The following is a 13,422-nucleotide window of genomic DNA, read 5'->3' on the forward strand; positions in this document are numbered from 1 at the left end:
CTTCCCACCGCAATCGTGCCGTATTTCATGATGCGGGCAAACGCCGATCCGATCCGTTCGGCAGATTTTTCGTCCAGTTCGCCGGGATATGAACCCCGGATATCGTAAGCCTTGAATATTCCGGTCATGGTAATTTCCGTTCCGTTGTGCAGCGGGTGTTTTCTCCTGTGCCCGCCGCTTGATCCGCTACCGATTCTGTCGCGTGCCGGACCTCCTCCTCATCACCCAGGTAATAGTGACGAACCGGTTGAAGGGATTTATCAAGCTCATAGACCAGGGGGAACCCGGTCGGGATATTGAGACCGGTGATCTCGTCATCAGGAACCCCATCGAGATATTTGACAAGCGCCCGGATGCTGTTCCCGTGGGCCGCTATCATCACCTTTTTCTTGTCCATGACCGAAGGGACGATGGTCTCTTTCCAGTACGGCACCACCCGTTTTAGCGTGTCCTCCAGCGATTCTGTGGCTGGCAGTTCGTCCGTTTTCAGGTCTGAATACCGGGGGTCGAACCTCGGGTGGCGGGGGTCGTTCTCTTCAAGCGCCGGGGGCCGGACCCTGTATCCCCGCCGCCATGCATGGACCTGATCTTTGCCGAACATCTCTGTTGTTTCGCGCTTGTCCAGCCCCTGCAGTGCGCCGTAATGGCGTTCGTTCAACCGCCATGAATGATGCACCGGGAGGTACATCAGGTCCATGTCATCGAGGACGATCCACAAAGTCCGTATTGCCCTACGGAGCACTGATGTATAGGTGATGTCAAAGGAGAATCCGCCGTCGCGGAGGAGACGGGCTGCCCGGTGGGCTTCTTCCCTGCCCTGCATCGACAGGTCGACGTCAGTCCAGCCGGTGAACCGGTTCTCCCTGTTCCACGTACTTTCGCCGTGCCGCAGCAATACCAGGGTAAACATTCCTGCTCCTTTTTAAGCGATTGATCCGTCCGGTCACAAACCGGCATTATTTTTTCACATACCTCTTGCCAGCCGAAAACGCCTTTTCCAGGGGTTTCCCGAGGTCAAAATACATGGCCTGGGCGTATACGATCGGGTGGACCTTCGAAACATCGGGTTTTTTGTCAGTCATGCACGCTTTGTCTGCATAGACCTCGACAACTTCTCCGATATGCAGCAGGTGGCTCCCACAGTCCACGGCTTTAAAGAGGCTGCATTCGAGGTTGACCGGGCACTCTTCAGCCATAGGTGCAGTCTTCAGTCTGCCATAGAATGAAGTCCAGATCTTTGACTTGTCTTCCTGTGCGCCGGAGACAATCCCGCAGTAATCGGTCCCGGCCACCTGTCCGACGGATGGGAAATTCAGGCTGAACGTTTTGTTCTCCTCTATTGCCTTCGCGGTGTACCTGGCCTTATTGATCGCGACGCAGACCATCGGCGGCGCCATGCAGGCGACGGTCGCTGCCCCGGCAGTCATATAATTTGCTCTTCCTTTCAGGGTGGTGCCGACGAGCACGGAGGGCATGACACTCATATAGGGCATTGGGCCGAGCGTGACTTTGTCCATGGTCTCTCCTCCCGATGATATTTGGACAAGCAGAATTTAAAGGGATCTCCCGGAGGTGTTCATCGCCCGGGTGTCTTCAGGGATGTGAACGTGGTGAAAAAATACTCTTTACCCCGTACGCACCGGCCTGTTGAGGACTGATGCCCGCTCCTCCCGGAAAAATCAGCAGGGATCCGGACGATAAAGCCGGTTACCCGGACGTCACCTTCTTCTGTTCTCTTTTTACCATGACACCGATGGCTATACTCAGGATACCGTAAATGATGGCAAATATCCCGAGATATACGGCAACGAGTACTATCGCACCGAATGCCGGCAGGAAGAAAAATACCCCGCCGAGAATTATCGAGATTGCCCCGGAAAAAACAAGCAGGAACCGGTGCCGTGTATACTCCGGGTGGAAGATTGCAATCGAGAGATCGATAAATCCGAAAAAGAGCATAAGGAGGGCAATGATGACTGTCAGCGCCTCGGCAGCAATCCACCGGTACAGGATAGCTGCAATTCCGACGAGCAGGCCGAGGACTCCCATAACGAGGAGCACGACGGATCGCGATGCACCGGCCGGGGGTTTGAGTGCAAGTACCAGCGCTAGAATCGCAGCAAGGATGATCAGGATCCCGATGAGGGTGACTACGACCTGTACCGCAATACCGGTCCAGATCAGTACCAGGATACCGATAATGAGTGCGAGGAGTCCACGGGCAATGAACGAACCCCATTTCACGGGATGAAACGGGGTGGCGATGATAACAATGTCCTCTTGCATAGAGTACACAACCAACGATTCTTTTCTTATTTTCGGGTATATATAGCAGGTGTATTGGGTATCCGGGGCGCATCCCGGTGCCCGGCACGAACGCCGCCTTATTCCCTGTATGCAACCGGTGCATCTCTGTCCACGTGAAACGAGCGCGTGCACCACAACACTCAGTACGGATGATGAAGGCACCGGATCACAAGGGAACGATGCCGGGAAACAACTTCAGCTGTCACCATCTTCCTTTTTATGTTACCGGTGTACTATTGGGGTCGGCTGGATGGTTATATGGTAAAACCTGGTCACCGACCCTACGTAAAACAGGGCCGCTGTAGGGCTCAAAGGTTTCATCATCACCGCTGCTATCCGCACCCGAATCCGGTTTCCCTGCAAATTTCCTCCACACCTGCTCGCGGTAGACCGGCCCGCTGTTATAGGTACAGAAGGGGATCAGTTTCCCGTCGGGCGTTGCGTAATGGATGCAGCACCGCCGGACCCGTTCGATATCGTAGTTGTACTTGTCCATGAAGTGCATGGTGCCGATGAAAAGTGCGTTCCAGTGGAACTCCCGGAGGGCATCGAAGTTCTGGCTGATCAGGGTCCTGCCAATCATCTTCCAGAACTTCGCAGTGTTGCCCTGCTCCCCCTTCTTCACGGAACTGTGCAGGCCCCTGACTCCTTCGAGAAGTGCCTTGTACTTGTTGATGGTGCCTCCTTTCCTGATAGTCCCGGCCATATGCCGGATCGATTCAAAGAAGCTCTCCACGTCAACCATGCGGTTGACCGGGATAACGCCGTCGGGCTGAACGAATACATACGTTGCGGCCCCGCAATGCTGGTGGGCCGTGAACCTTACCTGCGGCATGCCGGTATAGGCCTCAACGAGATCCGAGAACGGAAGGACACATGGAACCGGGTAGAAATCGTCCTTCCTGATAATCCCATCCATCTGGTCCTCGACCCGGGCGAGGACATCGGGAATGGTGATCCTGGCTTTCTGGATGTCTTCATCGCTTGCAGCACCGGTAAATGCGATGGGCTGGAAGTTCACGCCCCGCACGAACGCGATATTCTCGATGGCAAACCGGATAATATCCCCCAGCTGGTGGTCATTCCGACCCCGGATAACCGTCGGCACAAGCACCGTTCCGAGCCCGGCCTTCCCGAGGTTCTCAAGCGTCTTTTTGTGGATAGCAAGGATGGGATTTGTCTCTTTTGTCACTCCGTCAAAATGGAGGTAGACGGTATCGAGGCCGGCATCCCTGAGCTCCCGGACAAGATCCGGCTCTGTTGCCAGCTTAACCCCGTTCGTTGCGATCTGCACCTGGGGGAACCCCATCTCCTTGGCCTTCCGGATGATATCCGCCAGATCCTTCCGCATCGTGGGTTCACCACCGGAGAATTGCACCGCAGGGGCCGGGACGGGTTTCTCGTCCCGCAGCACCTGCAGCATCCGGACGATATCGTCGAAGCCGGGCTCGTAAATGAAACCGCACGCCCGGGCATTCGCAAAGCAGAAGTCGCAGTCGAGATTGCAGCGGTTGGTCAGGTCGATATTTGCAAGAAGCGTCTGGGAATGGTGGTTGTTGCACAACCCGCAGGCTGTCGGGCAACTGTTCTCGGGTGCGCCGGGATTTTGGGGATTTGCGATTCCGTTCCCGACGGCATCGTAGGTATCGAACCGGTGATACATCTCCGGATCTGACCAGTACAGGTACCGGAAATCCCCATGTAACGGACATGTCCGGTTCAGCCAGACAGAACCATCTTCTTCGACAATTTCCGCGTCAACAACGGAATTGCAGGATGGGCAGAGACTGCGGGTCTTTTTAATCAGCATGCATGTCTACCCGGTTCAGGTTGTACGTTCGGGATGATGCAGATGTGCTTTCCTGGAAGATCCTGGAAAAGCGTACGTGGTATTCTTCAGGATGGTTCAGGAATCCGAGTACCTCCGCCCGCTTTTCCACAAGATCGTAGAGGGGGTCACTGATCATCTCTTTCATGACGGTGATATGGCCCGCGCCGGTAAGCCTCAAACCGGGCACCGTGAGGTAAAACGGATTTTTTACCAGTGCCCCGTCCGACATCTCGTAAAAGGCCGCGCCGCGGAGATCCTCATATGCCTGGTACTCACTCTGGAACGCAGACGAGACAAGGTTTGCCATCTGGAGAACGGCTGTGCGGGAGGGATTGATCGTGACATGGCCGTATCCGGGAGGCACAACGACAATCTCCCCGGCAAAGGCGGTGATCATCACCACGTCTGCACAGTCCCGGGTCTGGAGCAGGTAATGCGCCTCACCCTCCAGCACTTCATAGATCTCGGGGTAACCGGTACCGGAGGGATTTGCCGGGTGGTAATGCCCCTTGGTCTTCACAAATTCCCCGCAAAGGTCCCCCGGGGGGATGACCGTGATGTCGAACCGGATTTCCTGCTCCCGAAGCCACCGGCGATCTGCAGGAGTGCGGGCCACATCCCGGTACATGGAATAGACAGGTCCATCCACGGGACAGCCCGGCACGGCAAGAACGCCAGCCAGTTCCCCGGCATACCGCAAGGACGGTACGGGCAGGGGACCTTGCCAGCGGACAGGACCGGTATATACCGTTGAGGGACCGGAATTACCTTGTATAGTCCTGGTCTGCCACCACCGATCACGATCTTTTGTAAACTTCATAACGGCCGCCTCTCCCTGCACCGGTAGTTACGGCACAAACTTTATGCCGGGGTAGACTCTGCCCCGGTAGCCATCATCTGCAATCTCTACGCCAAATGCGCCCGTAATGGCATTGCGGAACTCTTCTTCACCGATCAGTTTTGGAAATCCGGATATCCGGCGCCTGAACATCCGGACCCATTCGCTCCAGAGCAACATGCACTGGACAGAGCAGATCCGGTTCGGCCGTACATGGTTCGCCAGAAACTCATCGAAGGCTTTTAATTCGTTGGACCATTCCGGGCTATACTCGATCCCGGCCACCTGGAATTGTTCGCCGAACCGGGTCAGCATGTCGCGGCTTGCCTTGTCCAGGAAAGCAGGGGAGGTTCGGTTTCCCGCGGTCCCGGATCTGCCCGCGGCCAGCCGGGTTTGTTTCGGCACAGGGGTTCTGAACGCGATACAGGCGCCTGATGTTTTAGTAACCGTTATGATGAATCACCAGGAAAGCATGAGAAGCGGGGTCTTAATAGCTGTTACCTGAAAATCAAAAATTGAGACACAGATTGAAACGACCGGGAATGGTTTCTTACGAACGGAAAACAGGTCCCGTCCGGGATTTGAGATCCGGGATACTTCCTTTTCGGACATATTCATCCATCCCGTCTCCTGCCGTTTTGATGCCCCCTGCTTTCATGACCGGTAACCTGTCTTTGAAAGACCGGAATCGAAGAGTTCTGCTTTCAGGAACCGGAAAAAGTCCAGGTAACCGGTTTTAGCGAAAGGTGTCCGATTATTGGGGGGAGGAAAGAAATAATGCCCTGAATCGTACGTGTTTTTCCCATAACCGGCCGCGGCCGGATCAGACGACCGGACCGGGTTGATCGCAAAAAAATTGCCCGATACGACACATTTGAAAAAGAAAAAATCAATCGGACAACAATCGGTGGCTTGTCCCCAAAAAACGTATTTTTTTCTCCAGAGCGAACTTGCCGATGCGTGCCGGAAATTTTAAAAAAAAACAAGTCCGGCTATTGGCATATTCATCGCCCCCCATTCTTTCTTAAAAAAAGTAATGGTTTGAAAAAATGAGTGTACCAGAAACGTTTGAATGCTCACTTTTTTGCAAGGTCGCGGTCGAAGAAGATGTTTTTTCCTGAAGCCGAAAGCGGGATCGCATAGGCAACAGTACAGTCTTTCCCGAGGAACCCGAGATTCATCGCAACCGAGCCCGCGGTATACATGATCCGGTTGTCCACGTTGTGGATCTGGGCGGTCTTTGCCGCTGACCCGACGGCAATACCAAGATCCGCCATCCGTACTGCACAGTTGGGGCCGGCGAACGCCGTGGTTGTGGGTCGCTTTTTCTGCGTGGCTTTTTCAAGGGCAGCACAGGTCGCGTACCCGCAGGCCCCGCAATTGATCCCAACGGATACATTTCCACGGACGCCGACAACAAGACAGGCATCGCTTGCAGCGACATTCTTCGCATCGCGCAGGAAGAACCCCAGCCCGTGCTGCGTGCCGTAATCTGTCATTGCCCGGGAGAGTTCCTTCTGCCGGGCAGAGGTGAGAACGGAAATGAGAATTTCGTCCTGCCCTTTTGCCTTGGGCGCGGTCCGGGCCGCTATCGCCATAAGCCCGGCGACAGCGGTCACGGCTGTTTTCTCAACGGTCATACGTGAGTATGAGAATCTGCAAAAAGATAAAACGACAGGGTGCCGGGAAGCCAGAATAACACTGTGAGGTCACTATGGCGAGACCCGGAACGCAACACCATCAAACAACGCAACCGTACGGTCGCCTTCGGTTACTACCACCCGGTAGGTCTCGCAGGTCCCGTTCGATGCGATACGCTCCGCGACTGCGGAGAGCCGGCCGCGGGCGGGCGCGATATACTGGATATGCACTGAGACCGCCGTGTGGTGGTCTTTACCGCAGTTGGAGGCAATCCCGAATGCATGATCAGCGAGCGAGAAAATCGCACCGCCATGAGCGACACCGTGTGGGTTGCATTTCCCGCTGCAGTCCATCTCGACCCGGGCATATCCGTCCCGGGCCTCGGCGATGTGCAGGCCCAGCAGCCGGCCAAACTCGCTGTCCTCAAATGCCGCGATCTGATCGCGCCCGGATGCAGGTCGCTCTCCGGCAGGTGTTTTTCCGGCGCCGGTCATCGGTGTCTCATACCTACGGGACGGCCGGCCCGGGAATCATTTGTATTTTTTCTGGGTATATGCATATTTCTGGGTTTCCCCTCCGTGAGCAACGATATAGAGCCACTCGTACAGGGACTTGAATGTCCCGTACTGCTGGTACCGGCGCATCGAGAACCCGACCTTCATTCTCCCGTCAAACCGGATCTTTCCCTGGTCTTTCATGCGCATGGCGATCTCAATGTCATCACCGGCGTCGATGCACCGGTACATGCCGGCCCGGATGAACGCATCTTTCCGGAATGCGGTGTTGCAGCCAAGCGTGTAGTAGAAGGTGCTGCTGTAGTAGCCGATACGGGAGAAGGTATTTGCAAGGAGCAGCGAGAAGTGGTTCCCGATACTGTCCTCGATGGGGTAGACCGGGCCATAGACCTGGGCAACCGCCGGATCGGTAAAATCTTTCTTTACCCGTTCGACCCAGTCAGGAGGAAGGATGCAGTCGGCATCGGTGGAGGCGATAATTTCGCCTCTGGCGGCAATGACACCATCGTTTCGTGCACCTCCGACCTTCTTGCTGGTCTGGATAAACACCTTGTCGGCATACTTCCGGGCGATCTCGCAGGTCTTGTCCGTTGACCCGCCATCGACCACGAGGATCTCGTACTCATTTCTGGGAAGAGTCTGGTGCGAAAGCGATACAAGGCACTGGGCGATGTTCTCCTCTTCATTGAAGGAGGGGACAATGACCGAAATCATGCGTTATGAAAAACTCCTGTACTTTTTTTGGGCTCGCGAAATGATAAGCGTGATGCAGGATGCAAAATTATTTTATGCCGGATATGTCTGCACGAAGTCCAGCACGCTCCGGATACACCCGTCCATGTTGAGGTACTCGAACTGCGAGAACCGGCCCACGAGTGGGATGCCAAGATTCCGGCAGTAATCCCGGAGAACGGCAATATTTTTCTGGTATTCTGTATCGTATACCACGTAGGCAAACGGCTGGCGCACCACCGAGGAGAAAACGATCTGGTCCGGAGTAATAAGGTCCATCTCCGCAAGCGTCCCGGTGACCTCAGAAACGAGATCTTCATCGCTCATCCGTGCCACGGGATCATCCGGCTGGTGGGTAATCTCGGCGAGAATGGCACTGTGCCCGTCCGGCGCCACATGACGGCTGTACTGCGAAGGAAACGAGACCCGGTTGGTCTTCCCGAGCGCCGGGTCGGGGATGTACAGCCAGGAATAATCCGGGACACTGCCGCGGATCCCGATGTTGACGCAGACAATTGAGTTGTACGTGAGTGCATCGCAGGCTTTCCTGACGTCCTCAGGCACACCGTCAAGTGCGGCGATCAGGTGCTGGACCGGGATCGTGGAGATGATCCGGTCGGCCCCGATCGTCTCCTCTCCATCGCTGATGAGCCACCGACCGCCCTCTTTTCTGATCGAACGGACCGAAAAGCCGGTCTTTATGTACGGCTCCACCGGTTGAGCGATCGCTTTTGCGAGCGCTTCGATGCCGCCGTCGAGCGGGTAGGAAAAGACCGACTGGTGGGTATACCCTTCTGTCGCGATGCCGATCGCGGATTTGATCACATCGTCGACCGGCGGCCGGGGGATGCGCCCGTCCACCCAGTGCAGGGACATCTTCTCCGTCGGGTATTTCCAGATCTTCTCGTTGTACGGTACCATGTAACACTCGGCGATCCCTTTTCCGAACGTATAGTAGATCCATTCGTGGAAGGTCCCGGGAGCTGCCAGTTCGCCCTTTTCCACGGCAACAAGCGTCTTCACAAACTCACTGATGCAGAAGAAGCGGTCCTCTGCAGGCAAATCAGAAAGGCCGTTTTCGAAGGGGTACTTCACGTACCGCCCTTTATAGAAGATCTTCGTGTTCCGGGTATTCTGCTGCTCGTTTCCCCGGATCATCCGCCGCATGAACGCGAGGACTTCGGTGTCCCGCGAAAAAATGATATGCGAGCCGCCAATGTCAAACGTGAACCCCTTATCGGTGCGTGACCTGCAGAGCCCCCCATATGCCGGCTCTGCCTCAAGGACCAGCAGGTCTGTGCCTTTTTCATGCAGGAGCCGGGCCAGCGTAAGGCCGGATAATCCGCCCCCGAGAATTACCGTTTTCACTGCCCAGATCTTGGCGGGCAGAATTTATAAAAATGCACCGTTGCCGGTAAAAAAGAGGGGTTGGTTTACCGTTTTGAAATGTACCAGCCGGTCTGGGTTTCGTCAAGAACCTTCTCCGAGGTCTTTTGGGAGAAGATGCTGACGACATACATGGCCACGACGGATATGACAAGCGGGTAGAACGAGAAGTGAAGGGGGAGATTCCCGTAGTTATAGCCAAAGAGCGTGATATTGAAGTAGTTGAGGGCCCCGAACACTACCGCCGAGACAAGTCCCAGGAACATGCTCGCAAGCGCCCCGGCGCGGGTGGCACCCCGCCAGTAGAGGCCGGCAAGGAACGGGACTGCAAAGGTGGCAAGCATGATCCCGATCCCCATCCAGATGAGGCTCGCAAGCGCGGCCGGCGGGTTGATCGCAAGGATCATCGTGCCGAATGCGGAGAGTACCACGATCACCTTGGAGAGCAGGACGACGCTCTTGTCGCTCGCATTGGGCCTGATAATCTTCTTGTACAGGTCCCATGAGCACATTGCGCCGATGGTCAGCATCAGCCGGTCGGTTGTGGACATGACGGCTGCAAGCACGATCACGGCAAATATCGCCCAGAGGGCAAGGATTGGGAGCGAGTACTGAATACCATAGAGGATGATGAAATCAGAGGCATTCGAGACGGCGGGCAGGGTAAACACTCCGGCTTTCACCATCACAAGCCCGGCAAGGCCGGTAAATTTTAAGAGATACATGGCTGCCCCATAGATCAGGAATGCAACGAGCGGGGCCCATTTGAAGTACTTGACATCCTTTACCGCAAGCACGTTATTGATGACATGCGGGGCGCATGCAAGGCCCACCATGAGCATGATCGCAAACGAGACGATGTAGGCAGGAGTAAAGGCGCCGCTTGGCATCCACGGCATTACGAGGTTCGGGTTGATGGTCGCAAGCACTTCATTGACATGCGTAAAGCCACCTGCGTAGTAGATGATGATCGGGGCCATCACGAAGATCCCGACGATGAGGATGATAGACTGGATCAGGGACGCCCACGCTACTGCATACAGTCCGCCAATCGTGGTATAGATCATGGTTACCAGGGTCGCGATGAGGAGCGCAAGCCACAGGGGGATCGCAAAGAGCCACATCAGCACAATTGCGATGGCGGTGTACTGCCCGACAAGGTAGATGAGCGAAACGATGATCCCTGCGACAGCCGAGAGCGAGCGCAGCGCCGTGGGGCTTTCGTACCGGTGGGCGAGGTAGTCCTGCACGGTCATGTACCCGGCGGTCTTTGCCACATTATGGAGTTTGACACCAAAGAAGATGATACAGAACCCAATCGCGAGCGGGACGAAGATCTCTTCCCACATGGTCGGCCAGCCGGCCCGGTACCCGAGCCCCGAGACGCCCAAAAGCGACATGCCCGAGCAGACGGTGCCGATCATCAGAAGGATAAACACCCAGAACCCGAGCGAGCGGCCGGCGACAAGATAATCTTCAGCAGTCTTGATCTTTTTCGAGGCCCATACACCAATACCCAGGAGAACCAGGAAATAAATGGCAATAACCGCAATGGTAACATAGTCCGTCATTTTCAGTCATGCCCCCGGAACGTCAGGCCCCAGTACAGCAGTGCGAGGATGGCGATGACCGTCACACCGCCAACTGCCAAAATCGTGATATCCGGCAATCCAAACATAATACCTTGTTAAGTTGTTGTATGCTAACATATAACACAATCGAAATGTCACCGGCCAGCGGCCAGGAAGAGAGGAGGCGGATAAATTATGGGAGGGGGATTGCGTGCGACGCTGTGATAATTATTACCAGAATTTTTCCCGGCCCCACCCGTACAAAGATTTCCAGGGATGCACCACTCACCAGGCACACTCAACAGATGCCCACATACGGGAAGGCCATGTATGGCTCGCAGGAAAACTTAAAATCGTGATCGTGCCCCGGAGTGAATCGTTGCCATTCGCATCACTTAAAGGAGTTTTAGCCGCAAAAAAGATCATAATCCTCATCATTTCTGAAACCACGGCCGCCATCCGGAAAACCCTGTAAGGAAAAACCGTGAGGTCGTTTTCCTTTTTGGCAAACCAAAAAAAAAAGATTACTTGCTGCTCGTCACCGTCTTTGTGCCGCGCATGATCGCGATCCTTCCGGTCCGGATCAGCTCCTTGATCCCGAACTGGCGCAGCAGTTTTTCCATCGCGTTGATCTTGTCGGTATCCCCGACCACCTGGAGGATCACCGACTTTGCGCCCACGTCCACGATCTGGGCGCGGAAGATGGTTGCGATCTGCATGATCTCTGCACGGGTCGACCCCTGGTCGGCGGTCACCTTGAACATCACCAGTTCGCGTTCGACCCGCTCGTTGTCGGTCAGGTCGGACACCTTGATCACGTCAATGAGCTTGTTGAGCTGTTTCATGACCTGCTCGACCTGCCCGTCATCGCCGATCACGACAATGGTGATCCGGCTCATGTCCGGTTCCTCGCAGGGACCCACCGCGAGGCTCTCGATATTAAAGCCGCGCCGGGAGAAGAGGCCGGTGACCCGTGAGAGGACCCCGGCCTTGTTCTCCACGAGGATAGACAACGTGTGCGCCTTCATGATGGCGGATGCCCCCCGATCATCTCGTTGATCGCAGCTCCTGCCGGGACCATCGGGAACACATTCTCCTCCCGCTCGATCCTGAAGTCCATCACGAACGGGCCGTCATGGTCCACCGCGGCTTTAAGCGCCGGCATCACTTCATCGCAGGACTCCACTTTCATACCGTCGATACCGTATGCCTGCGCTATCTTTACAAACTCCACCGGCGGGAGCTCGGTATACGCGTAGCGCCGGTCGTAGAAGAGCTCCTGCCACTGGCGCACCATGCCGAGGTACATGTTATTCAGGATCGCGATCTTCACCGGGATGTTGTACTGCACCGCAGTCCCCATCTCCTGGATGTTCATCTGGATGCTCCCGTCGCCAGCCACATCGAAGACCGGCACATCCGGCCGTGCAAAGTGCGCCCCGATAGCTGCGGGAAAACCATAGCCCATCGTGCCCAGGCCGCCGGACGTAATCCACGTCCGGGGCTGGCGGAAACAGAAGTACTGTGCAGTCCACATCTGGTTCTGGCCCACCTCAGACACAATCACCGCATCTCCTTTTAGCAGTTCGTTCATCTGCTGGAGGATAAACTGGGGATGCAGGCAGCCATTGTCTTTCCCGAACCGGAGCGGGTGGTGCTGTTTCCAGTGCTTTATCTTCTTCTGCCACGCGTCGCAGGCGTTTTTCTTCGTTAAGCCGGCAATCATGTCCCCGATCACGGTTTTCACGTCGCCGACGATCGGCACGTCGACGTGCTTGTTCTTTCCGATCTCGGCCGGGTCGATATCGATATGGATGATCCTTGCATGCGGCGCGAACGTCTCGATCCTGCCGGTCACCCGGTCGTCGAACCGCGCCCCGATGGCGATCAGGAGATCGCATTCGGTGACCGCGAAGTTTGCATACTCGGTGCCGTGCATGCCCAGCATGCCGAGGTTGAGCGGATGGTCGCAGGGGATGCACCCGATGCCCATCAGGGTCGTTGTGACCGGGATGCCGTGGCCGGAAGCGAATGCCACGAGTTCCGGCGAGGCATTGGACGAGATCACGCCGCCGCCCGCGTAGATGAGCGGCCGTTCCGCTGCCATGATAAGTTCGACTGCCTTGTCGATCTGGCGCTTGTGCCCCTTATAGGTCGGGTTGTAACCCCGGAGCACCACTTTCTCCGGCACGACCGGCTCCTTGACCGACCGGGTGTTGACATCCTTCGGGAGATCGACAAGCACCGGCCCCTGCCGTCCTGTACCCGCGATATAGAACGCCTCTTTTATCACGCGGGGGATGTCCGAGGTCTCCTTCACGAGGTAGTTGTGCTTGGTGATCGGCATCGTGATGCCCTGGATGTCCGACTCCTGGAAGGCGTCGTTCCCGAGCATCGTGGTCGGGACCTGGCCGGTGATAGCGACAAGGGGAACCGAGTCCATGTAGGCCGTAGCGATCCCGGTGACGAGGTTACAGGCACCGGGCCCCGAGGTGGCAAGGCATACCCCTACACGACCGCTCGCGCGTGCATAGCCGTCCGCGGCATGCGCTGCTGCCTGTTCGTGCCGTACCAGGATGTGCCGCAATGGTGAATCGTAGA

The 13,422-nt window shown here is 56.0% G+C and carries 14 protein-coding genes; 1 reads left to right on the plus strand and 13 read right to left on the minus strand.

Annotated features, from left to right (window positions below):
• Positions 1-124 precede the first annotated feature (124 nt).
• The 11 genes from gpmA to ACLQMU_RS02130 all read right to left on the minus strand — a co-directional run bounded on the left by gpmA (position 125) and on the right by ACLQMU_RS02130 (position 10,821).
• Complete coding sequence (gene gpmA / locus ACLQMU_RS02080) at positions 125-910, minus strand: 2,3-diphosphoglycerate-dependent phosphoglycerate mutase (RefSeq protein WP_422150069.1); 786 nt, start codon at positions 908-910, stop codon at positions 125-127.
• Between the two features lie 46 nt (positions 911-956).
• Positions 957-1,517 carry a flavin reductase family protein gene (locus tag ACLQMU_RS02085; protein WP_424040906.1) on the minus strand — a complete coding sequence of 187 codons (561 nt, stop codon included), beginning with the start codon at positions 1,515-1,517 and terminating at the stop codon, positions 957-959.
• Between the two features lie 190 nt (positions 1,518-1,707).
• Positions 1,708-2,286, minus strand: coding sequence for an HdeD family acid-resistance protein (locus ACLQMU_RS02090; protein ID WP_424040913.1), 579 nt, complete (start codon positions 2,284-2,286; stop codon positions 1,708-1,710).
• A gap of 238 nt (positions 2,287-2,524) precedes the next feature.
• Positions 2,525-4,117: a tetraether lipid synthase Tes gene (gene tes, locus ACLQMU_RS02095; RefSeq protein ID WP_424040907.1), complete on the minus strand. Its 1,593-nt coding sequence runs from the start codon at positions 4,115-4,117 to the stop codon at positions 2,525-2,527.
• A complete protein-coding gene (locus tag ACLQMU_RS02100) occupies positions 4,107-4,787 on the minus strand; it encodes a glucose-6-phosphate isomerase family protein (protein WP_422150065.1) in 681 nt (226 codons plus the stop codon). The genes tes and ACLQMU_RS02100 overlap by 11 nt, the downstream gene beginning before the upstream one ends.
• Before the next feature lie 198 nt (positions 4,788-4,985).
• Entirely contained in the window at positions 4,986-5,381 is a 396-nt protein-coding gene (locus tag ACLQMU_RS02105; RefSeq protein WP_422150064.1) for a hypothetical protein, read from the minus strand.
• A 671-nt stretch (positions 5,382-6,052) separates the two neighbouring features.
• On the minus strand, positions 6,053-6,616 hold the full coding sequence (locus ACLQMU_RS02110; protein WP_422150063.1) for a ferredoxin domain-containing protein: 564 nt from the start codon (positions 6,614-6,616) through the stop codon (positions 6,053-6,055).
• Positions 6,617-6,688: 72 nt separating this feature from the next.
• Complete coding sequence (locus tag ACLQMU_RS02115; protein WP_424040908.1) at positions 6,689-7,111, minus strand: hotdog fold thioesterase; 423 nt, start codon at positions 7,109-7,111, stop codon at positions 6,689-6,691.
• A 36-nt stretch (positions 7,112-7,147) separates the two neighbouring features.
• Positions 7,148-7,846 carry a glycosyltransferase gene (locus ACLQMU_RS02120; protein WP_424040909.1) on the minus strand — a complete coding sequence of 233 codons (699 nt, stop codon included), beginning with the start codon at positions 7,844-7,846 and terminating at the stop codon, positions 7,148-7,150.
• Between the two features lie 72 nt (positions 7,847-7,918).
• Positions 7,919-9,232, minus strand: coding sequence for a protoporphyrinogen/coproporphyrinogen oxidase (locus tag ACLQMU_RS02125; RefSeq protein ID WP_424040910.1), 1,314 nt, complete (start codon positions 9,230-9,232; stop codon positions 7,919-7,921).
• A gap of 65 nt (positions 9,233-9,297) precedes the next feature.
• Positions 9,298-10,821 carry a sodium:solute symporter family protein gene (locus tag ACLQMU_RS02130; protein WP_424040911.1) on the minus strand — a complete coding sequence of 508 codons (1,524 nt, stop codon included), beginning with the start codon at positions 10,819-10,821 and terminating at the stop codon, positions 9,298-9,300.
• 211 nt (positions 10,822-11,032) lie between these two features.
• On the opposite strand from ACLQMU_RS02130, the gene ACLQMU_RS02135 reads away from it, so the two are divergent.
• Positions 11,033-11,296, plus strand: coding sequence for a hypothetical protein (locus ACLQMU_RS02135; protein WP_443673512.1), 264 nt, complete (start codon positions 11,033-11,035; stop codon positions 11,294-11,296).
• Positions 11,297-11,345: 49 nt separating this feature from the next.
• On the opposite strand, the gene ilvN is transcribed toward ACLQMU_RS02135, so the two are convergent.
• Entirely contained in the window at positions 11,346-11,849 is a 504-nt protein-coding gene (gene ilvN / locus ACLQMU_RS02140; RefSeq protein ID WP_422150058.1) for an acetolactate synthase small subunit, read from the minus strand.
• Positions 11,846-13,422 (minus strand): biosynthetic-type acetolactate synthase large subunit (gene ilvB, locus ACLQMU_RS02145; protein WP_424040912.1); only part of this gene is annotated, 1,577 nt, incomplete at its 5' end. The genes ilvB and ilvN, both read right to left, overlap by 4 nt.

The sequence above is a fragment of the Methanoregula sp. genome (assembly GCF_052325125.1).
Lineage (GTDB): Archaea > Halobacteriota > Methanomicrobia > Methanomicrobiales > Methanospirillaceae > Methanoregula.